The organism is Caulobacter segnis, from assembly GCF_031454995.1.
Classification (GTDB): Bacteria; Pseudomonadota; Alphaproteobacteria; order Caulobacterales; family Caulobacteraceae; genus Caulobacter; species Caulobacter segnis_E.
The window spans coordinates 95,641-117,458 of the sequence record NZ_JAVDRV010000002.1 but is presented as its reverse complement, the minus strand read 5'-3'; the positions used below and the strand labels follow the sequence as shown (position 1 = coordinate 117,458).

20 protein-coding genes and 1 tRNA gene are annotated in these 21,818 nt (G+C 66.2%); 6 read left to right on the top strand and 15 right to left on the bottom strand.

What is annotated here, in order from left to right; genetic code table 11:
- The first annotated feature begins 18 nt into the window (after positions 1-18).
- On the top strand, positions 19-483 hold the full coding sequence (locus tag J2728_RS06790; RefSeq protein WP_309997741.1) for a hypothetical protein: 465 nt from the start codon (positions 19-21) through the stop codon (positions 481-483).
- A gap of 10 nt (positions 484-493) precedes the next feature.
- Here J2728_RS06790 and J2728_RS06785 read toward each other — a convergent pair whose 3' ends face one another.
- Both J2728_RS06785 and J2728_RS06780 read right to left on the bottom strand, forming a co-directional pair.
- On the bottom strand, positions 494-1,573 hold the full coding sequence (locus tag J2728_RS06785; protein WP_309997740.1) for a PepSY-associated TM helix domain-containing protein: 1,080 nt from the start codon (positions 1,571-1,573) through the stop codon (positions 494-496).
- Complete coding sequence (locus tag J2728_RS06780) at positions 1,573-3,741, bottom strand: TonB-dependent receptor (protein WP_309997737.1); 2,169 nt, start codon at positions 3,739-3,741, stop codon at positions 1,573-1,575. Before J2728_RS06780 ends, J2728_RS06785 begins: the two co-directional genes overlap by 1 nt.
- A 189-nt stretch (positions 3,742-3,930) precedes the next feature.
- Between J2728_RS06780 and J2728_RS06775 the strand changes: the two genes are divergently transcribed.
- A complete protein-coding gene (locus tag J2728_RS06775) occupies positions 3,931-4,176 on the top strand; it encodes a hypothetical protein (RefSeq protein ID WP_309997736.1) in 246 nt (81 codons plus the stop codon).
- A gap of 42 nt (positions 4,177-4,218) precedes the next feature.
- On the opposite strand, the gene J2728_RS06770 is transcribed toward J2728_RS06775, so the two are convergent.
- The 11 genes from J2728_RS06770 to cyoA form a co-directional block, all read right to left on the bottom strand.
- The gene (locus J2728_RS06770; protein WP_309997735.1) at positions 4,219-5,682 is read right to left on the bottom strand and encodes a CehA/McbA family metallohydrolase; all 1,464 of its coding nucleotides are present in this window, start codon (positions 5,680-5,682) and stop codon (positions 4,219-4,221) included.
- Between the two features lie 76 nt (positions 5,683-5,758).
- Positions 5,759-8,578: a TonB-dependent receptor gene (locus J2728_RS06765; RefSeq protein ID WP_309997734.1), complete on the bottom strand. Its 2,820-nt coding sequence runs from the start codon at positions 8,576-8,578 to the stop codon at positions 5,759-5,761.
- A 71-nt stretch (positions 8,579-8,649) separates the two neighbouring features.
- Positions 8,650-9,597, bottom strand: a complete 948-nt coding sequence (locus J2728_RS06760; protein WP_309997733.1) for a FecR family protein — start codon at positions 9,595-9,597, stop codon at positions 8,650-8,652.
- A complete protein-coding gene (locus J2728_RS06755) occupies positions 9,561-10,142 on the bottom strand; it encodes an RNA polymerase sigma factor (protein ID WP_309997732.1) in 582 nt (193 codons plus the stop codon). The genes J2728_RS06760 and J2728_RS06755 overlap by 37 nt, the downstream gene beginning before the upstream one ends.
- Before the next feature lie 129 nt (positions 10,143-10,271).
- Complete coding sequence (locus tag J2728_RS06750; RefSeq protein ID WP_309997730.1) at positions 10,272-10,802, bottom strand: response regulator transcription factor; 531 nt, start codon at positions 10,800-10,802, stop codon at positions 10,272-10,274.
- Positions 10,795-12,144, bottom strand: coding sequence for an ATP-binding protein (locus J2728_RS06745; protein ID WP_309997728.1), 1,350 nt, complete (start codon positions 12,142-12,144; stop codon positions 10,795-10,797). The genes J2728_RS06750 and J2728_RS06745 overlap by 8 nt, the downstream gene beginning before the upstream one ends.
- On the bottom strand, positions 12,141-12,821 hold the full coding sequence (locus tag J2728_RS06740; protein WP_404979740.1) for an SURF1 family protein: 681 nt from the start codon (positions 12,819-12,821) through the stop codon (positions 12,141-12,143). The genes J2728_RS06745 and J2728_RS06740 overlap by 4 nt, the downstream gene beginning before the upstream one ends.
- A gap of 50 nt (positions 12,822-12,871) precedes the next feature.
- On the bottom strand, positions 12,872-13,255 hold the full coding sequence (cyoD, locus tag J2728_RS06735) for a cytochrome o ubiquinol oxidase subunit IV (protein WP_309997725.1): 384 nt from the start codon (positions 13,253-13,255) through the stop codon (positions 12,872-12,874).
- The gene (gene cyoC, locus J2728_RS06730) at positions 13,252-13,878 is read right to left on the bottom strand and encodes a cytochrome o ubiquinol oxidase subunit III (RefSeq protein WP_309997723.1); all 627 of its coding nucleotides are present in this window, start codon (positions 13,876-13,878) and stop codon (positions 13,252-13,254) included. The genes cyoD and cyoC overlap by 4 nt, the downstream gene beginning before the upstream one ends.
- A 2-nt stretch (positions 13,879-13,880) precedes the next feature.
- Entirely contained in the window at positions 13,881-15,878 is a 1,998-nt protein-coding gene (cyoB, locus tag J2728_RS06725) for a cytochrome o ubiquinol oxidase subunit I (RefSeq protein WP_309997721.1), read from the bottom strand.
- An 18-nt stretch (positions 15,879-15,896) separates the two neighbouring features.
- Positions 15,897-16,958, bottom strand: a complete 1,062-nt coding sequence (gene cyoA / locus J2728_RS06720; RefSeq protein ID WP_309997720.1) for a ubiquinol oxidase subunit II — start codon at positions 16,956-16,958, stop codon at positions 15,897-15,899.
- Between the two features lie 230 nt (positions 16,959-17,188).
- Between cyoA and J2728_RS06715 the strand changes: the two genes are divergently transcribed.
- Together J2728_RS06715 and J2728_RS06710 are read left to right on the top strand one after the other, a co-directional pair.
- Positions 17,189-18,523: an MFS transporter gene (locus J2728_RS06715; RefSeq protein ID WP_309997718.1), complete on the top strand. Its 1,335-nt coding sequence runs from the start codon at positions 17,189-17,191 to the stop codon at positions 18,521-18,523.
- Positions 18,524-18,773: 250 nt separating this feature from the next.
- Positions 18,774-18,847 (top strand) — tRNA-Cys (locus tag J2728_RS06710).
- Between the two features lie 72 nt (positions 18,848-18,919).
- Here the strand turns inward: J2728_RS06710 and J2728_RS06705 are convergent.
- The gene (locus J2728_RS06705; protein ID WP_309997716.1) at positions 18,920-19,954 is read right to left on the bottom strand and encodes a tyrosine-type recombinase/integrase; all 1,035 of its coding nucleotides are present in this window, start codon (positions 19,952-19,954) and stop codon (positions 18,920-18,922) included.
- A gap of 396 nt (positions 19,955-20,350) precedes the next feature.
- On the opposite strand from J2728_RS06705, the gene J2728_RS06700 reads away from it, so the two are divergent.
- Complete coding sequence (locus J2728_RS06700) at positions 20,351-20,659, top strand: hypothetical protein (protein WP_309997714.1); 309 nt, start codon at positions 20,351-20,353, stop codon at positions 20,657-20,659.
- Here the strand turns inward: J2728_RS06700 and J2728_RS22255 are convergent.
- Positions 20,656-20,994: a plasmid mobilization protein gene (locus J2728_RS22255; RefSeq protein WP_404979718.1), complete on the bottom strand. Its 339-nt coding sequence runs from the start codon at positions 20,992-20,994 to the stop codon at positions 20,656-20,658. The genes J2728_RS06700 and J2728_RS22255 overlap by 4 nt on opposite strands.
- Positions 20,995-21,233: 239 nt before the next feature.
- On the opposite strand from J2728_RS22255, the gene J2728_RS06695 reads away from it, so the two are divergent.
- Complete coding sequence (locus tag J2728_RS06695) at positions 21,234-21,527, top strand: hypothetical protein (protein WP_309997713.1); 294 nt, start codon at positions 21,234-21,236, stop codon at positions 21,525-21,527.
- Positions 21,528-21,818 lie beyond the last annotated feature (291 nt).

Here is a 21,818-nt window from a genome sequence, read left to right as displayed (position 1 = left end):
GGCATGCAGAGCTTAGCCTTGGCGGACCCGAGCACGCCGCCCCAGACCTTCGCCGAAAGCGGCCCGCCGGGCGGCGCCGCTTGTCGCGTCGCCATGGACTTCCTGCTGGACCAGCTGGTGGCGGGGATCGACGCCCATGATGGCGATCTGCTGGCGGTTCTCGTGCTGGCCGCGCTAGGCGCGGGCAATTGCGCCCATCTGCCGGCTGACCAGTTCGCCACGCTGGACAGGGCGCCGCCGGATCGCGAGCGCCGTCCCCTCACGATACGACAGGTCGCCTATTCCCTAGGCCAGCCTTACGAGACCGTGCGCCGCCGTTTTGTCGCGCTGGAGGCCGCCGGCCAGATCGTTCGCCGCGGCCGCGATGGCTTTGTCATCCCCGAAGCGAGCGACCGTTCGCCCGAGCGCCTGGACGCCGCGCGCCGCGCGCACGCCAAGATCCAGCGCCTGGTGAAGGCGTTGCGGGCGCTCGAACCGCGCTGACGACGCGCGGCTACCGCCGAGCGACGCGGCGACGCGGCAGGCCACTTGGATTGCCCCAGAAGGTCACCACCGCCAGGCTCCCGAGCAGCGCCAGCGCCAAACCCGATGTCGTCATCACGAGGCGGTAAGGCAGGCCGCCAACCTTCGCCGCGTGCAGCGGATAGTCGGCGTTGGCGATCCTGGCGCCCAGCGGCAGGGCCAGGGCGTCGCGACTGGCCACCATGCGGCCATCGGCGGGATCGAACCAGGCCACCGTCCGGCCGTTCGGCAACCACTCGGCCTGGCGTCTAAGACGAATCTGGATCAGGCCGCCCTTCTTGGCCGGCAAGGCGATCGTCCGCGCCTCGGCGTCCGGAAAGCGCGCCTTCGCCGCCCCGATCACCTTCGCCCAATCGAGGTCCTTGGCCAGCTTGCCCCCGACCACCTTGGGCGGGGCGGACGCGGCTTCGACCACGGCCGGCGGCGAGAACGGCGCTCGAAGCGCCCGGGAGAACCACTTCAGGTTCATCGCCGCGCCGGTCGTCAGCGACAGGATCAGCAGCGGCGCCACCCAAGCCCCCAGATCGCGGTGATGATGGACGATGGCCGCGCGCTTCGCCGCCTTGGGCCATGGCCGGAACTGGAACAGCCGCCGCGTGGGCCACCACAGGATCAGGCCCGTCGCCACAAAGCCCAGGCCCACGAGCCCGATGACGCCGCCGACGATTTCGCCGGCGTCGCCATTGAAGAGATGATGATGGAAGTCGAACAGCCACGCCTCGGGCCGCGCCCAGTTCGACGTCCAGCTTTGGACGATATTCCCATCCTGATCGGCGTAGGCGCCCCGCTCGCTTTTATAGGCGAGCTTGTGCAGGCCCAGCCGGTCGGTCGCCAGAACGATGGAGCGCGGACGATCCTCGGCGGCGAAGATCTTCGTCGCCGCCGCCGCCAGGCTGGCCGTGTCCTGCCGCTGCGCGTCCGCGGCGTGGGGCACGGTGGCGCGCAGGAAGGCGTCCTCGTGCACCAGCAGCGCGCCGCTCAGGCCCAGCAGCGCCAGCAGCAGCCCGACGAAGCCGCCGGTCCAGCGGTGCAGCAGACGCAGGGTCTTCATCAGAAGCGGGCTTCCCAGCCCAGGGTCGCGGTACGGCCACGTCCGGCGTAGACCTTGTCCTTGGCCGGCAGGGTCGTGTCCGAGTAGTAGGTCAGGTACTGCTTGTCGAAGAGGTTCTGGACGCCCAGCGACACGGCGCCGACCGGCAGTTGGTAGCGTACGAAGGCGTCGGCGACCGTGTAGCCCTCGAAGTCGTCCTTCACGAGCGCGCGCTGCATGTTCCGCGACAGGTACGACTGCATCTGAACGCGCAGCGCCCACTTGCCCGTCTGGTAGTCGGCGGCGAGGTTCAGGCGGTCGGGCGAGATGTTGGCGCCGTCGAGATCAGTTTCGACCTTCCCGTCGGCGTTGGAGTCGGTCTTGCCGCGCAGCCGCGCGTAGCCGGCCGAGAGATCAAGACCCGGCACGGGCGTGCGCGCTTTCAGATTGACCTCCAGCCCCTCGATCGCCACGCGCTGGCGCTGCACGTCGAAGACGCCGCCGGCGTTCTTGACCAGCAGCTGACCGAGCTTCGAAGAGGACCAGAAGTAGGCGACGCTGGCGTCGAACGGACCGCGCTTCATCTCCGCGCCCAGCTCTCGATTGTTCGACACGATCGGTTCGATCGCCAGGTAGGTGTCGACATCCACGTTGGAGACATTGATGGCGCGCAGGATGCGGCCCACGTCCGGCACGGTGTAGCCCTCGGCGTAGCTGCCGTAGACGCGGAGCCCCTTCACCGGCTCGAACACGACGCCGCCATTGGCCAGGGTCGCCTTGAACTCGGGATCACCGCCGGCGACCTTGCGCGAGCCATAGAAGGCCAGGGTCGTGAAATCGTCGACCTTCAGCTTGACGTTCTCGAAGCGGACGCCGCCGGCCAAGCGCAGCTTGCCATCCAGCAGGGCGTAGTTGCCCTGGACGAAAGGCGCCACGCTTTGGAACTTGGTCGGCGGCACCCAGGCGCGGCCGGTGGCGATCAGCAGTTGTTCGGTGCGGTCGTTCAGGGCGTCGAGGCCGACGGTCGCCGTCAGCCCTTCGACGCCCGGCACGGCGCGCTCGTAGCTGACCCGGGCCCCCAGCTTGCGCGATCGGTTCGAGGACTGGTCGAACAGCGTCCCCGACGGGGCGATGCTGGCGTCCTGGAAGGTGGCGTTCTTGTCGCCGCCGAACGTGTCGCGCGAGCGGTTGAAAAAGAGCTGCGCGGTCAGGGCGCCGCCGTGGAGGTCATCGTCGGTCAGCGAGGCCGACAGGGTTTCGACGCGGCCCTGGGCGGGCTTGCCCGGCACGGCGCCGCGATACGCCGTGGTCGGCAGGCGGGTCAGGCGCGAACCATCCGTCGGCGCCGCGGCGGTCCCGGTGACGGTCACGTAGTCGCCGTCGCCCTTCAGCTCGAAGCGGCTGGCGACGATGTCCAGGCGCGTGCTGGGATCGATCCGCCAGCCGAAGCGGCCAAACAGCGACAGGGTCTTCGAATCCTGGACGTCGCCCTGGGTGTTGTCCATGCCGATGCGGCGGCCTTGGGCGTCATAGAAGGCGCCGCGCGCCTCATAGGCCACGCCCGCCGTCGCGTCGAACGCGCCCTCGCGCCAACCGACCAGGCCCGCGAGCTTGCCGCCGGCGGCGTCGCCCAGGTCGTGACCAAAGGTGGTCTGGGCCAGGACGCGACCAGAGACCCCGTCCTGCTTGGGCGCGCCAACCGTCACCTGGTTCACCACGCCGCCGGTGGCGCCGATCCCCTGCAGGGCGTTGGAACCGTAGATCAGCTCGACCCGGTCCACGAAGAAGGGATCGATCGTGTAGCCGTCGCGCGAGCCGTCACGGATCGGCGTCGACTGCGGGATGCCGTTGATCGCGTAAAGGGGCGAGCGCCCCCGCAGCGTCTCCCCGGCCCCGGACAGCTTTTGGCGCGTGGGCGAGAACGAAGGCGACAGGTTGGAGACGGCGTCGATGATCGAGCCGCTGATGGCGACCTGCTGGTTCAGGGTCTCGTTGTCGACGACATCGACGGTCAGTGGCAAGGCGCTGGCCGGGAGGATCGTGCGGGCGGCGGTGATCACCACCTGGTCGACGCTGGTGGAGGAGTCTTCCGGCCGCGCTTGAGCGGCGCCGCCGGCCGACAGAGCCACCAGGCTCAGCCCAGAGACGAGAATGGCGCGACGAGCCGCGCCCTCGGTTTGAAATCGCACTGTAAACCCACCCAAACAATCAACGCGACCGGCGTATAGTCGCTATTGCGAGTAACTTTCAATAACAAAAAAGGGCGAGGTCAGCGCCCAGACGGCCCCGGCCAGACAAGTTCCCCCTCGGGCGGAACCGACGTCGGCGCCGCGCCGTTGCACGCCCGTAGCGCGAATACGCGCTGGAGCATGTTCCTGATGTTCAGATACCTGGTCTTCCCCGCGCTCGATGGCTGGTGGGTGCGATTGGAAGACGAAGAAAGATCGGCGCGGTTCGACGATTTCGTGTCGGCCGAACGCAGGGCCCGGTGTCTCGCCCTGCGCGCCGCCGTCAAGGGCAACGATAGCGAGATCCTGCTCTTTAGCGGCGACGGTGGCGCCATCGGTCGCTGGCGGGGCGAGCGCTACGAAGTCCTACAGTCCACCTCCGGCCTGGCGGCCTGACCAGGCAAGCCGGGCCACGGCCTCGGCCGATCGGGAATGGCCCTAGGGCGCGGGCGACAGGTAGATAGGATTGCCGATCAGCAGCAGCCGCCCCCGAGAGTCGCGGACATTGGCGCGCACCCAACTGGGACGTTGGCCCACCCGCACTTCGAACCGGCCCATCGCCGAAACAGCGGGTGAGACGCGGACGCCATCCTGAACGATCTCCACGCCCGCCAAATCCGCGCCCTTCACGGTAACGACGAAGGTCACGACCTGGCTTGAGCTTGCCTTGAGCGTCCCCCCCATGACGGCCGACGCGCCATTGACGCTGGCCGACAGGTCGAGCATCCGATCGCGGGTCCCGTCCAGGTCGATGAAAACCCGCCCCGCCCGCAATCCTTCGAGCAACGCCTCGGACGACAGGCCCCGGGCGTGGATCACCGTCGTGGGGCGCCCCACCGCGGAGGGCTGGTCGTGTGGAATTCCCGCGTCGTGATTGTCGCTGCCGCCGATCGCGGTGATCCGGCGTCCCTGATTGAGCTGGGCCTCCCAGAACGGCACCCCAGACAGGACGCCCTCGAAGCCGCCTAGCGCCTTCTCGCTGCCGCCGTTGGCGACTTCGATCGCCTGGACCGCGCCAAAGTCGGTGTCCCTCGCGGTCCAGCCGCAACCCATGCACTGCTCGCCCGATGGCGCGGCCGGATGATTGATTGAAAAGACGCCGCCCGCCCCGGCGACCGCCGCCTGGAGGTCGCGGATGGTCGGTACGTCTTGGGAGCCCAGGCGGAAATCGATGAAGGCCGTTGGTCCGAAGACGTTCGCGTGTCCATGGAAGGTCGTGACCTCGCGGCCCGTCATGAGCAGGATCTTGGGGAACGACGGCTGTAGCTCCGTCAGGGCTTCGGCCTGGCTGGTGGTGTTGTGGTCGGTGACGGCGATGAAGTCGAGGCCGGCGGCCTGAGCGGCCTGAACCGTCCGATAGACCGGACAGGGCGCGCGTGGCGCGTCTCCGGTCACGCAGCCGCCGTCGCTGTGGGCGGTGTGCATGTGCAGGTCGCCGCGATACCAGCCGGGCGTCGTCGCCTTGGCCAGCGCGATCGGGAGGGCCGTGGAGGGCCTCTGGAACCAGATCTTGGCCTCGTAGGTCGCCTTGGAGTCTGGTCGGGCGTTGGGCACGCCCAGCAGAAGAGTCCAGCGACCAGCGGGCAAGGGTCCTGGCAGGTAACCGGCCGTCGCCGCTTCGGTCGAGACGAAGAAGCTATTCTTATTGCCGCCGCTCCAGCCCCGGAAGCGAACCGGGTCCACAAGCCCCAGATCCACGACCGTCTTGTTTTCCCGGCCGGTATAGTCGAACGCCACCAACAGCCGCGCCACGCCAGGCGGAACCTCGAATGTCACGGGCTTGTAGGTCTGGTGGTCCGCGCCCGTGATTTCGCCGGTCAGGATAAGATCCGGCTTGGCCGCCTCCCGCGCCCAACTGGGCGAAGCGATCAGTAGGGCGATGAGGGCGAACCAGCGGCGCATGGACTTGTCCAAAAAAGAGGGGCGGCCGAGGCCGCGGCCGCCCCAGGTCAGGGGAAGAAAACTCAGGCTGAGCGCATCAGAAGCGGTAGAGCAGAGCCGCCTTGAAGGCCCGTCCGAACTCCGGCCGACCGATGCCGTAGAGGGCTCCGGCCTCGCCGCTGATGATCTGGCCGGCGCGCGGATTGCCCTCGGTCAGGCCCAGCTCGTTGGTCAGGTTCGTGCCGTAGGCGTAGATCGACAGGGCGTCGCTGACATTGAACCGCACCGTGGCGTTCACCAGCGTATAGGCCGGCAGGCGCGAGGTGTTGGCCGCGTCCGAGAAGCGGTCGCCGTAGCGCTCGATGCTGCTCTCGATCCGCAGGCGGCGGTCCATCAGGTTGACGCCCGGCGTGAGGCGGAACGCGGTCTTGGGCACGCGCACCAGGCGGTTGCCGGTGAAGTCTCGCGTGCGGCTGGCGGTGGCCGCCGGCGGCTTGACCTGGCAAGTCGGGTCCGACGCCGAGACCGTGCAGCTTTCCTCGAACTTGTAGTCGCCGAACTCGGGGTTCTGGACGGTCGCGCTGAAGCCCAGATCGAACCATTCGACCGGACGGACCACGCCTTCCAGCTCCAGGCCCAGCGTCTTGGTGTCGGTGATGGTGGTCTGGTTCACATAGGCGCCGGTGGTCGGGTTGAAGACCAGGCTGCCGAAGGTGAGCGCGTCATAGGCGGTGTGGAACACCGTCGCGTAGAGGTCGAGCTTGCCGGTCGTCAGCTTATAGCCCGCCTCCATCAGGTCCATCGTTTGGACGATCGGCGCGGTGTTGGCCGCGTTGGTGATGTAGTCGCCCAGCGACGGCAGGCGGAACGCCGAGGTGTAGCGGGCGAACAGGCCCATGCGCGGGGTCAGACGATAGTCCGCGCCCACGGTCCAGCCGGTGTGATCGAACTTGCGGGTGAAGCGGTCATAGACGCCCGAACCGGCCAGCACGGTGTCATCGGCCGGCGTCGGCGACAGACCCAGGTTGATCGTCGCGGTCCGCTCGCTGCGGCCGGTGAATTCGACCTTCTCCCAGCGCACGCCCGCGTCGATGCGCAGGGCCGGCGTCACCTGCCACTCATCGGTCAGATAGAGCGCCGTGGTGTTGGACTTGCCGTCGCCGTTGGCGAACTCGGCGCCATAGCGACTGATACCGTTCTCGGTCAGGCTGGACAGGACCTTGCCGGTCGCGTCGACGGCCACCAGGTCTAGGCGTCGGGCGTTGTCGCGCACGTCCAACAAGGCGTTGGCCGAGTAGCGGTTGAAGGCCTCCTCGACATGGGCGTGATAGAAGCCGGCCGCCACGTCATGGGTCTGGCCGCCGATCTCGAACTTATGCAGCAGGCGCGTGTCGCTGATCAGTTCATCCAGCGGCACGGAGACATAGCGAAGCGAGCCGTCCAGCACGAGACCATTGCCGTTTTGGCCCGCGCCCGTGGTGCTGAACACCTCGCTAGGATTGGTCGCGTAGCGTAGCTGCACGTCGGTCGCGCCCGGCGTCGCCGCCAGTAGGGCCGCGCGATATTGGGCGATGCGCGCCGAGCCCAGCACCGGCGTGTTCGGGAACAGGCCAATACGCTTGGACTCCGACGTCCGATAGCGCAGCGTCTCCTGCAGACGCCAGCCGTCGGCGATCTCGTACTTCAGGACGGCGGTGGCCTGGGTCAGCTTCACCTCGGTGCCGCGCGAGAGGTCCCAGTTGAAGGGCCCCTTGGGTCCGCGCAGGGTCAGCTTCTCGGTCTCTGGCCCCGCCAAGGTGCCGGTCAGAGGGTCGAAGCCCGGGGTGGCGCTGGGCTCGCCCGCGGCGTTGAACTTCAGCGGCACGCCGGCGAACAGGATGACGTTGTCGTCCAGGTGCTTGATGTTGAAGTCGAAACTACCGCGCTGGAAGTCGCGGCCGATCGAGGCGCGGACCTGATAGCCCTTGTTGGCGGCGAAGCCCGGATCGCGGATGCCGTCGTCATCGCGCCAGAAGCCGCCGAGGCTGGCGCGCCAATCACCGATCGGCCCGCCGACATAGGCGTCCACGCGCTTGAGGCCGTAGTCGCTGCCCTGAACCTTGACGATCCCCTCGCGGGTCTCGCCCTTGCGGGTGATGAAGTTGACCGTGCCGCCCGGCGCGTAGGAGGCGAAGATCGACGACGGACCGCCGCGCACCACCTCGATACGCTCGATCGTCTCGTCCAGGCGGAACGACTGGTCGGCGTTCAGATAGCCCAGGCCGCCGTCATGCTGCACCGGCGCGCCATCCTCCTGCAGGGCGATGGCCGAAAAGCCTTCCTGCGGGATGCCGCGGGCGCGAATGTTGGCGCTGGCCTCGCCGCCCGACGCCTCGACCCAGAAGCCCGGCACCGACTTCAGCGCGTCGGCCACGCCCATCGGCGAGCGCAGGCGCAGGGTCTCTTCATTCATGGTCGTGACGGCGTAGCTGGTCGAAAGACGCGTGCGGGCGTCCGAGCCGGCGCGCGACGTGACGATCAATTCCTCGACCATCGAGACTTCGGGATCGGCCGAGCCGGCGGCCAAAGGGCCAGCGCCCCGCTGACGCAAGGTGATGACCTCGGCCGTGGCCGAGGCGATCTCCAGCTCGCTGCCCTCGATCAGACGGCGCACCGCCTCCTCGCGGCCATAGACGCCCCGCAGACCGGCGGTGCGATGCTTGGCGGCCACGTCGTACGGGAACAGAATCTGCACGCCGGCCTGACGCGAGAAGGCGTTCAGCGCCTGGGCCGTGTCGCCCGCCGGAATCTTGAATTCGACCCGCGCGGCCGCCTGCGCCTGGGCGGCGGCCGGCGCGACGGCGACGAGCGCCGACGTGGCCAAAAGCAGGTAGACGCAAACGCCCGGCGCTCCGTGGCGCGTCCAAGACTTGATCATCGTATTTCGCCCCATCTAGTCGCCGAAAACCGGCGCCTCACCGAGCTAGATGAAGCGGAGGCGAGAAACCTCTATCGAGATTTGAGAAGAATTCGTGACGATCCGTCGTCGATGATCCGTAGGCCGAACGTTGTCCGCAAAGCCTCCAGGAAGCTTTCGGGATTTCCCGTCAGGAAACGGCCGCCCAGCCGCATGGCGCCGACCTTGGGGTCATCTATGACCATCTTGCGCACGAGATATCGATTGTACTCTTCGACGGCCTCGGACAGACGCTGCCCTTCAAAAACGATTTCACCTCGACGCCAGGCTTGGACGTTCTGAACCTCGACCTCGGGCGCGGCGGCGATGGCGACGCCGGCCGCCGTCACGGCGAGCGCCTGGCGAGGATCAGCGGCGTTGACGACCGCCGCCTTGGTCTCGCCCGCCGCGGTCCGGATCGCGGCGCGCCCCGCCAGGACGATCAGGTCCAGCCCCGCCGAACGCAGGCGCGCGTTGAATTGGCCCGGCGCCAGGCTCGCCAATCCCGATGGCGTGAAGAGCTCGAACGGCCGCAGCGCGTCGTGGGCGATGGTCAGGGCGATCTCTCCGCGCCGAAGCCACAGCCGGCGTCGGTCGCGCCCAAAACGCCAGAGAACCTCGGTGTCGGTGTTCAACTCGACCGAGCTGCCGTCGGGCAGCGACATCGTGCGGCGCTCCCCCACGCCGGTGACCGTGCGCGCCCTCAGCAGTTGATCGCGGCCCAGATAGGCGGCCCCCGAAAACCCAGCCGCCAGGGCCAGGCCGCCGCCGAGCCAAGCGCGACGGGTCACGGCGGGTCGGGCGAGCGGCGGCGCGTCCCGCAGCGCGTCCAGGCGGCTCCAGGCGGCGGCGACCTCGGCGAAGGCGGCGGCGCGGCGGGGGTCGGCGTCGCGCCAGGCTTCGAATTCCGCGGAATCCGCGCGCCCGGCGTCCAGACGCGCCAGCCACTCCGAAGCCTGGGCGATCAGCGCGTCTCTGTCTTGATCGCCCGCTTGCGCCATGTACTCGCCTTAACTCCGATCCTTCGGCCTTCGTCCGCCGCCAACGCCTTGGTGAGCAGGGCCAAGCCCTTGGCTAGATGCTTCTCAACCGTAGAGATGGACAAGTTCAACCGAACCGCTATCTGGCCCGGCGAAAGCCCCTCCATTTTTCGCAGCGTGACCACCCGTCGGCATTGCTCTGGCAATCGATCCACCGCCTCGATCACCCGCAGCAGTTCCTCGCGAGCGCTGGCGACGGCGTAGGCGTCGGGCGCCGGATCCGGCAGAGCCTCCATCTCCAGTCCCCCGATCTGGCGAATGCCAACGACCTTGGCCCGCCGCATTCGCTCGAAAGCCAGGTTTCGAATAATGGTCAGGACGAAGCGGTCGGGACGCTCGAGGCGGCGCCAATCGGCGAGACCCAGAACCTTGGCGTAGGCCTCCTGAACGAGGTCCTCGGCCTCGGTCGCGTCGCGCGTCAGCTTGCGGGCATAGGCGCGGTAGGTCGGCGCGAACGGCAACACCGCTTCGGCGAACCATTTGTCGACGTCGCGTAGCCAGGCCATCGCACCGCGCCCCGTCGACGCCCGCCGCCGACTCTTGATCGCTGAACTAGCGGCCAGCCATGTCAGTTTGGCGACAAGGTCCCCGGGCGTACGTCGAACGCTCGCGGCGCGTTAGACCAGGCCAGCGGCTTAGACGACGCGGCGCTTCTCGAGCTTTCGGGCCAGGGTTCGGCGATGCATTCCCAAGCGGCGCGCCGTTTCGGAGATATTGAAGTCCGTCTCCACCAGGGTTTGATGGATCCGCTCCCATTCCAGGTTCTTGATCGACGTCGCCTTGCCCGCGATCGCCGCGTCGATATCCCCTTCGCGCTTGTGGAACGCGGCTTCGATGTCGTCGGTGTTGGACGGCTTGGCGAGATAGTGACAGGCGCCGAGCTTGATCGCCTCGACCGCGGTGGCGATGCTGGCGAAGCCCGTCAGCACCACGATCACCATGTCCGGATCGCGTTCGGCCAGGGCGCGCACGCAGGCCAGGCCCGACTCGCCGACCAGCTTGAGGTCGACGACCGCGTAGCGCGGCGAGAAGTCCTCCAACACCTCCAGGGCCGCCTCCAGCCCACCGACATGCGCGACCTCGTAGCCGCGGCGCTCGAAGGAACGCTTCAAGGTGACGGCGAACTTGTCGTCGTCCTCGACGATGATCAGCTTTCGCTCAACCATGACGGGTAACCTCTAGCGCGGCCATCGGCAATATCATGGTGACCCTGGCTCCTCCCGCCGGGAGGTTTTCGGCCTCGGCCGCCCCGCCAAGCTTGCGCAGCACGTTGACGACCAGGAAAAGGCCCAGCCCTCCCCCCGCGCGGCCCTTGGTCGAATTGTATGGCTTGCCGAAATCGGCGACCGCCTGGGGCGTGAACCCCGCTCCGTCGTCCTGGACCTCGATCCGGATCCAGCCCTCCCGCATCACCGCGCGGAGCCACGTCGTCTTGGCCGAAGCCTCGAGCGAATTGTCGAGCACGTTGTGGATCACCTGCTTCAGGGTCGACTCAGCGACGATCGGCGTGGCGTCCAGAAGGTCGGTGTCATAGATCAGATCGTGGTCCGCGCGACTGGCCCGCCACTCGGCCACGACCTCGTCCATGAAGCCTCGCAGGGTGCTGACCCGCACCTCGCCGCTGCGCGCCTCGCCCGCTGACAGCAACACGCCCGTGACAATGGATTTGCATCGGAGCACCTCGCCCCGCATGTCCTCCAACTCCTGCGCCAATTCGGGGTTCGAGGTGAACAGGGGCATCCGCCGCCAGTCGCCAAGGATGACATCCAGCGTGGCCAGCGGCGTTCCCAGTTCGTGGGCGGCGCCGGAGGCCAGCAGGCCCATGCGCACGATGTGGGTCTCCTCGGCCTGGCGTTGACGCAGCTCCGCCAGGCGGGCGTCGTGGCGGCGCAGGTTCGCGGTGATGCGACCGACGAAGGTGACGAGCAGAAGGGCATCCAGCACCACGCCGATCAGCATGCCCATGATGAACAGCTCGAAGAACGCTCGATCGCTCAGGCCCGAGGTGATGATCGGCCGGTTGAAGGCCACCAGGGCCACGAAGCAGAAGCTGATCAGAGCCACGATCGCCCAGGTGGCCCGCGCCTCCAGCAGAACCGTCGCGAGGATCACGTGCAGCAGGTAGAGGGTCGTGAACGGGTTGGTGGCGCCGCCGCTGAAATAGAGCTGGACCGTCAGCGCCATGGCGTCGAGAGCCAGCGCCAGGAAGAGCTCGTACCGGCCCAGCGGCTCGACTCGCTTGAGCCGGACGAGGCTGAAGAGATTGAGAGCCACCAGGGCGGCCAGCACCAGCATCATCGCGGGCAACGGCAGCTTGAAACCGAAACTGAAATGGACGACCAGGATGGTGACCACCTGACCGAGCACGGCGATCCATCGCAGGTGGATCAGCTGCAGCATGTTCTGCCGCGCGATCGCGTCCGCGGGGCCGTTGGCGTTCTCCGCGGCCCGAGCGCCCGAAAGCCATCCCGATAGGCCGGAAATGACCATGTTGGCGGTCGGCGTCATGCGGTTGCTTTCCGGCGGTCCCCGCGCCCCTGAGTCAGCACGTAGACGGCCGCGCCGCCGCAGAACAGGGCCAGCGCGAACCAGGTCAGCGCATAGATAAGGTGGCTATTGGCGAAACGCACGACCGTCAATCCGCCGCGCGGCAAGCCGCCGCGGTTGGCCGTCGCGTCCGCGTCCACGAAATAGGGCGCGACGTTGGCCAAGCCGCGCGTCCGGGCGATCGCGGCGACGTCCCTGGAATACCAGCGGCCGGCCTCCGGCTGGTTGCGCCGCAAGAAGCCGCCTCTCGGCTCGGTCAGCCGCAATAGGCCCACGATCCGCGTCTCCCCCTGGACCAGCCCAGCCGTCCGGCTGCTCTGGGCGACGCGATCGGCGGGCACGAAGCCTCGGTTGACCAGGACGGTAAAGCCTTGGTCGACACGAAGCGGCGTCATCACCCAGAAACCCGGGCCCAAGTCCGTCACGGCCTGCACCAGGGTTTCGCGACGATGGTCAAAGACGCCGCCGAGGCGGACGCGCCGATAGGCGTCCTCGTCGGCGGAAAGCCCTGGCCAAGCGGCTGGTCCAGGCGCGGGCGCCGGCGCGGCCGCGAGACGTTGCTCGACTCGCGCGATCAGATCCCGCTTCCAGGCCAGACGCTTGACCTGCCAGCACCCCAGCGCGGCGAACACCACCATGAAGCCGGCGCAGAGGCCGACCAGGGCGGCGGTCCCCGCGCCGGAGCGGCTCACGGGACTTCGCGCATGTCGTGAGGCATGTCCGGCATCATGTGGGTGTTCAGATTGTGCATCACCCACAGCGAGCCGCTCAGGGTGATCACCACCAGGATCAGGGTGAACATCAGGGCCAGCAGGGTCCATCCGCCCTCCGAACGCGAGTTCATGTGCAGGAAGTAGATCATGTGGACCAGCACCTGGATCATCGCCAGCCCCATCACCGCCACGGCGGTCATCTGGGCGGTCGGCAACACGTTCCCCATGACCAGCCAGAACGGGATGGCCGTCAGGATCACCGCCAGGACGAAGCCGATGACGTAGTCCTTCAGCGAGCCGTGGGCGCCATCGTGATCGTCGTGGTGCTCATCGTGCGCGTGGTGCGCGTCGGCGCTCATTTCAGGACTCCGAGCAGATAGACGAACGAGAAGACGCCGATCCAGATGACGTCCAGGAAGTGCCAGAACATCGACAGGCACATCAGGCGGCGCTTCATCTCAACGCCGAGACCGCGCTGGGCGACCTGGACCATCAGCGTGACCAGCCAGATGATGCCGAAGGTCACGTGCAGGCCGTGGGTCCCGACCAGCACGAAGAACGACGACAGGAACGCGCTGCGATGCGGACCGGCGCCTTCGCTGATCAGGTGGTGGAACTCGTAGAGCTCCAGCGACAGGAAGCCGAGGCCCAGCAGGCCGGTGACGGCCAGCCATGCCAGGACCGGCTTCACCTTCTTGGCCTGGGCCGAGATCATGGCGAAGCCGTAGGTGATCGACGAGAACAGCAGCAGACCCGTGTTCACGGCCACCAGCGGCAGGTCGAACAGGTCCGCGCCGGACGGGCCCGCCGCGTAGCTACGGCCGAGCACGGCGTAGCAGGCGAACAGAACCGCGAATATCAGGCAGTCGCTCATCAGGTAGATCCAGAACCCCAGCAGGGTCCCGTTCTCCGGATGGTGCTCCTTGGTCATGTAGAAGCGGTCCTTTCGGGCCGCCTTCAGGGCATGGGCTTGAGAGGCCATGGTCAGGTCAGGCTCCGCAGGGCTTCGGTGCGCGCGTCCTCGACGCGGACGACCTCCTCGGCCGGGATGTAGTAGTCACGCTTGAAGTTGAAGGTGTGGGCGATCGCGCCGCCGATCAGGGCGATGAAAGCGACGGCCGCGAGCCACCAGATGTGCCAGATCAGGGCGAAACCCAGCACCGTGCTGATCCCGGCCAGGACCACGCCAGCGCCGGTGTTGGCGGGCATGTGGATCGGGATGAAGCCGGTGGTCGGCCGTTCATAGCCCCGCTGCTTCATGTCCCACCAGGCGTCCAGTTGGTGGACGACGGGCGTGAACGCGAAGTTGTAGGCCGGCGGCGGCGACGAGGTGGACCATTCCAGCGTCCGGCCACCCCAGGGGTCGCCGGTCGTGTCGCGCAGGGCCTCGCGGTTGCGGATGCTGACGAAGATCTGGACCAGGAAGGCAAGGATGCCGAACAGGACGATCACCGCGCCGATGGCCGCGATCACGAACCAGATCTGCAGGGACGGGTCCTCGAAGTGGCTGACGCGACGGGTCACGCCCATCAGGCCCAGCACATAGAGCGGAGCGAAGGCGACCCAGAAACCGATCAGCCAGCACCAGAACGAGACCTTGCCCCAGAACGGATCCAGCTTGAAGCCGAAGGCCTTGGGGAACCAGTAGTTGATGCCGGCGAACATGCCGAACACCACGCCGCCGATGATCACGTTATGGAAGTGGGCGATCAGGAACAGGCTGTTGTGCAGCACGAAGTCGGCGGGCGGAACGGCCAGCAGCACGCCGGTCATGCCGCCAATCACGAAGGTGACCATGAAGCCGACGGTCCACAACATCGGGACCTCGAACCGGATGCGGCCGCGGTACATCGTGAACAGCCAGTTGAAGATCTTCGCGCCTGTCGGGATCGAGATGATCATCGTCGTGATCCCGAAGAACGAGTTCACGCTCGCGCCCGAGCCCATCGTGAAGAAGTGGTGCAGCCAGACGATGTAGGACAGGATGGTGATGACCGCGGTGGCGTAGACCATCGAGCTATAGCCGAACAGGCGCTTGCCGCAGAAGGTCGACACGACTTCCGAGAACACGCCGAAGGCCGGCAGGATAAGGATGTAGACCTCGGGGTGACCCCAGATCCAGATCAGGTTCACGTACATCATCGGGTTGCCCCCGAAGTCGTTCGTGAAGAAGTTGGTCAGCAGGTACCGGTCGGCGGTCAGCAAGGCCAGGGTGGCGGTCAGGATCGGGAAGGACGCCACGATCAGGATGTTGGTGCACAGCGAGGTCCAGGTGAAGACCGGCATCTTCATCAGGCCCATGCCCGGGGCGCGCATCTTGAAGATGGTCACGACCAAGTTGATGCCCGAGAGCGTCGTCCCGACGCCCGCGACTTGCAGCGCCCAGATGTAATAGTCGACCCCGACGTCAGGACTGTAGGCGAGGTTCGACAACGGTGGATAGGCCAGCCAGCCGGTCCGCGCGAACTCGCCCACGAACAGCGAGGCCATGACCAGCACGGCGCCGCCGACGGTCATCCAGAAGCTGAAGTTGTTCAGGAACGGGAAGGCCACGTCGCGCGCGCCGATCTGCATCGGCACCACCAGGTTCATCAGGCCCGTGACCAGCGGCATGGCCACGAAGAAGATCATGATCACGCCGTGGGCGGTGAAGATCTGGTCGTAGTGGTGCGGCGGCAGATAGCCGGCGACCTCGCCGAACGCCATCGCCTGTTGCGCGCGCATCATTAGCGCGTCGGCGAAGCCGCGCAGCAGCATGACGATCGCCAGGATGATGTACATCACCCCGATCTTCTTGTGGTCGACGCTGGTCAGCCACTCACGCCAAAGATAGCCCCACAGCTTGTAGCGGGTCAGCAGCGCGAGCACCGTCAGGCCGCCGAGGGCGACCATGGCGAAGGTGACGAGCAGGATGGGCTCGTGCAGCGGAATGGCGTCCCAGGTGAGACGGCCGAAGATGAATTTGACGAGGTCCGGGGACATTATACGTCTCTAAGGAAATCAGCGCGCCGGGGAGCCGGCGAAGGGAGCGCACAGCGCGGCGACGAACGAGCGGAACGAACCGCCCTCCCCACGCCGAGTGCGCTTGTCGTATTCGAGGGTGGTGACGTTGTAGACGCCGGCCATGCCCAGGCCGCCCTTGGCGTCGATGGCCATCATCTCGCGCTGGCACATCTTGCCCGGCTCGACGCAGCGGTTGACGGCCTTTTGGAACAGGTCGGCGTCCACCGAGGCGAAGCGCTGGGCCGGAACCTTCTCGCTGGGCTTTTCCAGGACGAGGTAGCGCGAACCGTCCAGGCGATCGCCGCCCTCGTGGACCTCGGCGGCCCAGCGCGCGAACTCGGCCTCGCTCATGCTGCGGAACTTGAAGCGCATGTGCGAGAAGCCCTCGCCGCTGTAGTTGGCCGAGAAGCCTTCGAACTGGCCGGGCTTGTTGATGACCGCGTGCAGCTTGGTGGTCATGCCGGGCATGGCGTAGATCTGCCCGGCCAGGGCCGGCACGTAGAACGAGTTCATGACCGACGAGCTGGTCAGCTCGAAATTCAGCGGCCGATCAACCGGCGCGGCCATCTCGTTGACCGTGGCGATGCCCAGTTCCGGGTAGATGAATAGCCACTTCCAATCCAGGGCGACGACCTGAACCTTGAGCGGCTTGATGTTCTCGGCCGAGCGGCCCGGCGCGATGCGGTCCAGCGGGCGATAGGGGTCCAGCAGGTGGGTGCTGCTCCAGGTGATGGCGCCCAGGATGGTGATGATCACCAGCGGCGCGGCCCAGATGATGATCTCCAGGCGGGTGGAGTGATGCCATTCCGGCTCGTACTTCGCGCTCTCGTTCGAGCGCCGGTACTTCCAGGCGAAGAACAAGGTCAAAGCGATCACCGGCACGATGATCAGCAGCATCAGCACGGTCGCGACGATGATCAGGTCGCGTTGCTGGGCGGCGATGTCGCCGGACGGGTTCATCACCACCCAGTCACAGCCGCCCAAGGCCAACACGGCCGGGGCCAGGGCCAGGAACTTAAAAGGGTTGAAGCGCGGCGGGAGCCTGAAATTCGGTCGCATGAGCGCGGCTGTTACGCCAGGGCCCCGCGCCGCGACATTGGACCGTTTGTCCTAGGTCAAGAACCAGCTTGTCTTTGATCAATCATCCAACGCCAATTCGACAAGTTGGAGCCGGAAACACGTCAAAGGCGTTTGCCAGACCAGCCCCGTCCGCTGCATGCTCGCATCCAGACCGCTGGAAAGGCGGCGCGGTGCTGGGACGGAAACCAAGGATAAAGGCGCGTTACGACATGGCCCACGAATTCGCGATCCCAACCTCCTCGGGACTAGAGCGCGACGCGCGGCGGCTGCACGCCGACGACAAGGCGGTCCACCCCGGTGAGATCGCGCTGGGCGTGGTGATCGGCCGTACCTCGGAATTCTTCGACTTCTTCGTCTACGCCATCGCCTCGGTGCTGGTGTTTCCCCAACTGGTGTTCCCGTTCGTGGATCGCCTGACGGGCGTGATGCTGGCCTTCGCCCTGTTCGCGCTGGCGTTCATCGCGCGACCGTTCGGGTCGGCGATCTTCGGCGCTATCGACCGCCGCCATGGACGCGGCGTGAAGCTGACGATCGCGCTCTTCCTGCTAGGCGGATCGACCGCCGCGATCAGCGTGCTGCCCAGCTACGCCGCCGTGGGCGCGCTGGCCATCTGGGCCCTGGCGATCTGCCGCGTCGGCCAGGGCCTGGCGCTGGCGGGCGCCTGGGACGGCATGGCGTCGTTGCTCGCGCTGAACGCGCCGGAGAACAAGCGCGGCTGGTACGCGATGATCCCGCAGCTTGGCGCGCCCTTCGGCTTCATCCTGGCCAGCGGCCTCTTCGCCTATTTCCTGGCCAGCCTGAGCCCCGCCGACTTCCTGGACTGGGGCTGGCGCTATCCGTTCTTCGCCGCCTTCGCGATCAATGTCGTGGCCCTCTTCGCCCGCCTGCGCATCGTGGCGACGGAAGAGTTCGGCTCCCTATTCGAGAAGCGCGAGCTACGCCCGACCCGCATCGCCAGTCTGATGCGGGCCGAAGGCGGCAACGTGCTGATCGGCGCCTTCGCCCCCCTCGCGACCTTCGCGATGTTCCACCTCGTGACCGTCTTCCCGCTGTCCTGGGTCGCCCTGCAAGACGATCACCAGGCGTTGACCTTCCTTCGTATCGAGATCATCGGCGCGCTGTTCGGCGTCGCCGGCATCCTAGCCTCCGGCTGGATCGCCGACCGCATCACGCGCCAGAACCAGTTGGCCCTCTCGGCTCTGCTGATCGGCGCGTTCAGCCTTCTGGCGCCGCGCCTTCTGGACGGGGGCTCGGCGGGACAGATGGCCTATGTGATCGTCGGCTTCATCATTCTGGGCCTGTCTTTCGGCCAGGCGGCCGGAGCGGTGAGCTCGGGCTTTTCCAAGCGCTATCGCTACACCGGCGCGGCCCTGACCTCGGACCTCTCCTGGCTGATCGGCGCCGGCTTCGCGCCCTTGGCCGCGCTTGGACTGGCGTCGCTCTGGGGCCTGCCCGCGATCGGCCTATACCTGGCGTCGGGCGCCATCGCGACACTCGTCGCGCTGACCCTCGATCGCAATCGCCGTCAAGCCTCGCGCCAATAGCGCCAGCCCCTGACTTCGGCTCAAGTCTCCCAAGAGTCCAGAAGTCGGCCAAACGCACGTTGGCCATGATGACGACGGCTGACAAATCGCATGCCGGTGGTCGTGAGATCGCGTGGCAAAATATACGGACTCTCGGGGAGAGCCTCCCCTCGGCCAGGCGATCACGATCGCGTAAATTCGAAGTTGCGGCCCTGCCGTGGCTCCTGTATCGAACGCCCTCCCCCGCCGACGCACGCGTCGACACCCGGATGGCCCGGTGGCGGAGTGGTGACGCAGCGGACTGCAAATCCGTGCACGCCGGTTCGATTCCGGCCCGGGCCTCCACCACTTTTCAAGCACTTAGCTCCTTTGGATATCGACCAGTTTGCAGGTCGGTTTGCAGAATTCGTTCCCGTTTCAGCCCCGCGCGAGTCGGGCGCTGATCCGCTTGGCGGTCGCCTCGGCGATGGCACCGCGGTCCGCATAGGTGTCCAGCGAGGCTAAATCGCGCAGCGAATGCCCGGTGCACATGGCCACTTCCTGCGTCGTCCAGCCCTCGGCCAGGCGGCGCGTGACGAAGGTGCCGCGCAGATCGTGGAAGGTGACGCCCTTGATCCCGGCCGCCCTACAGGTCAGCCGCCAGGCCGACCGGAAGCCGTTGCCCTTCGTTTCCCAAGGGCGGCCATCGGGCCTCGTGAGGATTGTCGTCGCGTCGCCGCGCGGAATGGCGTCCAGGCAATCGCGCAGAGCCTTCGAGATCGGCACCGCCACACGGACGCCGGTCTTGGCCTGCCGCAAGCGGAGGACGCCTCCATCAATGGCGCCCCACCCCACCGTAAGCAGGTCGCCCTGGCGCTGGCCGGTCTCAAGCGCGAGTATCATCGCTCGCCGCATCGGCTCGGTGGCGACGTTCATGAAGGCGGCGACTTGCTCCACGCTCCAGGTCTTGTCCCGCCGATCGGTGTTGGACAGCTTCTCGATGCCTGCAGCGCGATTGAACTCCAAATGGCCGCGCCGAACGCCCCATTCGAGGACGAGCTTCAATACAGTGATCGCGTAGTCGGCGCGGCGCGGGCTCCCGCCCATGCTGTCGCGCCAGGCGTAGATGTGCGTCGCCACCTCCCGCGCCGCCATGGCGCGCAGCGACAGCCCGCCGAACACGGTCTGGATCTTGTCGAGCTGCTTGGCGTAATCGGCGCGCGTGCGATCCGCGAGGTCGCGATACTCCGGCGACTGCTTATAGCGCCAGATCAGGTTATGGACGGTGTGGGTGGGCGGCTCCTTGCACATGGCGTCCGCCAAAGCGGTATGGAACTCGACACTCCCCTCCCGCCCCAGCGGGATCGTGCCCGGCCCTCGCCCCAAGTAGCCGTAGCGAACGACCTCGCCACCGCTGAGGCGCTTCTTCTGGAACCAGACGCCTTTCGGCAGGCCGCGCTTAGAAACGGCCATTGGCGAAGTGCTTGGCTAATTCGTCCTGGATTTCGCGAGCAGACGAATTCGCCGCGACGTCCACCTGACGCGATGCAGGCAGGAGAATGCGCGCGCCTCCATCGGGCGGCAGATGGATTTCCGCAGGGTGCAAACCTGCCGATCGAAGGACTTTCAGCACACGCGCGATATTAGTTGCACAAGACCCAACGCGGTTTCGAGATCCATTCATAGTGCTCTCACTGGTCGGTACGGCTCAAGTTCCGATTCGAATCCTCCCACAACCTCTAGACACTTCGCAAGAATCCATGATGGTTAACGAAATAAACAACCTCATATAGAGCGATCAACTTGAAATAGAATGCCGCTTATTTAATGACTTAAGACCCACATGGTCTCAAGTCTCAAAGAAATTTCATGAGACTTGAGACCAAAGAGAGCGCCAAAGCCGCGCGGAAAGGCAGAGATCCGGTGGACACGCGAATGAGCAACAACGTAGTCGCGATGCTTGAAGAGGCCTTAGACCGCGCCAAACGCGGTGAGGTCGCCGGCCTAGTGCTCGTCATATCCGACCTCCGCCGCACGGCTTCGGTTGGCTATGTGGAGGGTGATCATCTCCAATCGCTTGAAACCGCGCTTATCCACTTGCTGCATTCCATCCGGACCAATCCGCCGCACGATTTCGAGGACGATTTTCCTTCGCGAAGCCTCCGACCGATCGGCTAAACCCGCGCGGCTTTCTCACGCAAAAGACTGATCATCGGCGCGATCTCCGAGACCAGCTCTCGCGCGCGATCCGCGACATCCTTCGGCGGCGCCTCGGAAAGCAGCCACCTCAACAGGCCCCCGAGGCGCCCAACATCTCCAGAGACCTTGGCTAGCGCGAGCACTGCATCCTGGTCGAAGATGCTTTTCGGCTCATGGTGAAGGCCCAGCACTCTAAGATAATCCGAGACCGACATTCCGGCCTGGCTGGCGCCACTCGTAATGAAAGCCCGGTCGGCCTCCGAGACATAGACCTTCAGAGGCCTGCCCCGGTCACGAACCTCTCGCTTTGCCATGCTGTTGCGCCTTCGCTCACGATCACGTCCAGCGGCGGCCTAGCCCCGCCGGAGTTACGGGTTCATCGGCGACGCATTCCCTTGAGCGGGGACCGCCTAGAGCGAAAGGCTGTAGTCTTCTGGATTAGATGACAATCCCCCCCGGACACGGGTGTCCGGCCCTCGCGACCGGCGCTTCCGGCCGTGGACATACACCCCACGCCTTGTATCTTGGCGAACGATCGGAAGGGGCAATGCGCATGAGCCAGCAGCGATTTCCGCTTCAGCTCGACCCCGAGCTCAAGAGCAAGGCATCAAACCTCGCCAGGTCTCAGGGCATAACGCTCAGTCAATTCATCAACCTCGCCATCGCTGAGAAGTTGGCGCGAGCTGAGATAGAGGCCCTCACCGGGCGTGCTGAAAATTCTGCGCGCCGCCTTATCGATTTCCTGAACAATGCACCGGATCAACCGCCGCTCTGGGAGACGGACACGATCCCTCCGGACGTGCTGGATAAGCTAAGAGCAGGGGTGCCACTGCGGCGAGACGAATAGCCCGCAGGGCGATCGCCCCCCTATAGGCGGAAGCCTCACCAAGCCTCGCAGAGCTATCGCGTCGAGCCTTTAGGCGAGTAAGCCGAATTGTGGCCCGACGTTGCGCAGCAATGTGGGCCCACAATGCACATCTTGCCCACAGCTCCAGGCGCAATCTTAGGTAAACCTTGGCAACTGGCACCTAAAGCGACTGAAGTTGCCAACCTTTGCAAAAGAATTGCCAAGTTTTGTATGAGATTTGCCAATTTCGGCACTCAGAGCGCTCGGAAGCGAGGCCGGAAGGCGCACGCC

Excerpts from the sequence above, each read along its gene's own strand:
- cyoB (WP_309997721.1), bottom strand. The coding sequence starts at position 15,878 with ATGTCCCCGGACCTCGTCAAATTCATCTTCGGCCGTCTCACCTGGGAC.
- J2728_RS06745 (WP_309997728.1), bottom strand. The coding sequence starts at position 12,144 with ATGACGCCGACCGCCAACATGGTCATTTCCGGCCTATCGGGATGGCTT.
- J2728_RS06755 (WP_309997732.1), bottom strand. The coding sequence starts at position 10,142 with ATGGCCTGGCTACGCGACGTCGACAAATGGTTCGCCGAAGCGGTGTTG.
- cyoD (WP_309997725.1), bottom strand. The coding sequence starts at position 13,255 with ATGAGCGCCGACGCGCACCACGCGCACGATGAGCACCACGACGATCAC.
- J2728_RS06715 (WP_309997718.1), top strand. The coding sequence starts at position 17,189 with ATGGCCCACGAATTCGCGATCCCAACCTCCTCGGGACTAGAGCGCGAC.
- J2728_RS06750 (WP_309997730.1), bottom strand. The coding sequence starts at position 10,802 with ATGGTTGAGCGAAAGCTGATCATCGTCGAGGACGACGACAAGTTCGCC.
- J2728_RS06770 (WP_309997735.1), bottom strand. The coding sequence starts at position 5,682 with ATGCGCCGCTGGTTCGCCCTCATCGCCCTACTGATCGCTTCGCCCAGT.
- cyoA (WP_309997720.1), bottom strand. The coding sequence starts at position 16,958 with ATGCGACCGAATTTCAGGCTCCCGCCGCGCTTCAACCCTTTTAAGTTC.
- J2728_RS06695 (WP_309997713.1), top strand. The coding sequence starts at position 21,234 with ATGAGCCAGCAGCGATTTCCGCTTCAGCTCGACCCCGAGCTCAAGAGC.
- J2728_RS06775 (WP_309997736.1), top strand. The coding sequence starts at position 3,931 with ATGTTCAGATACCTGGTCTTCCCCGCGCTCGATGGCTGGTGGGTGCGA.
- J2728_RS06760 (WP_309997733.1), bottom strand. The coding sequence starts at position 9,597 with ATGGCGCAAGCGGGCGATCAAGACAGAGACGCGCTGATCGCCCAGGCT.
- J2728_RS06785 (WP_309997740.1), bottom strand. The coding sequence starts at position 1,573 with ATGAAGACCCTGCGTCTGCTGCACCGCTGGACCGGCGGCTTCGTCGGG.
- J2728_RS22255 (WP_404979718.1), bottom strand. The coding sequence starts at position 20,994 with ATGGCAAAGCGAGAGGTTCGTGACCGGGGCAGGCCTCTGAAGGTCTAT.
- J2728_RS06700 (WP_309997714.1), top strand. The coding sequence starts at position 20,351 with ATGAGACTTGAGACCAAAGAGAGCGCCAAAGCCGCGCGGAAAGGCAGA.
- J2728_RS06705 (WP_309997716.1), bottom strand. The coding sequence starts at position 19,954 with ATGGCCGTTTCTAAGCGCGGCCTGCCGAAAGGCGTCTGGTTCCAGAAG.
- J2728_RS06740 (WP_404979740.1), bottom strand. The coding sequence starts at position 12,821 with ATGGTGGTGTTCGCCGCGCTGGGGTGCTGGCAGGTCAAGCGTCTGGCC.
- cyoC (WP_309997723.1), bottom strand. The coding sequence starts at position 13,878 with ATGGCCTCTCAAGCCCATGCCCTGAAGGCGGCCCGAAAGGACCGCTTC.
- J2728_RS06765 (WP_309997734.1), bottom strand. The coding sequence starts at position 8,578 with ATGATCAAGTCTTGGACGCGCCACGGAGCGCCGGGCGTTTGCGTCTAC.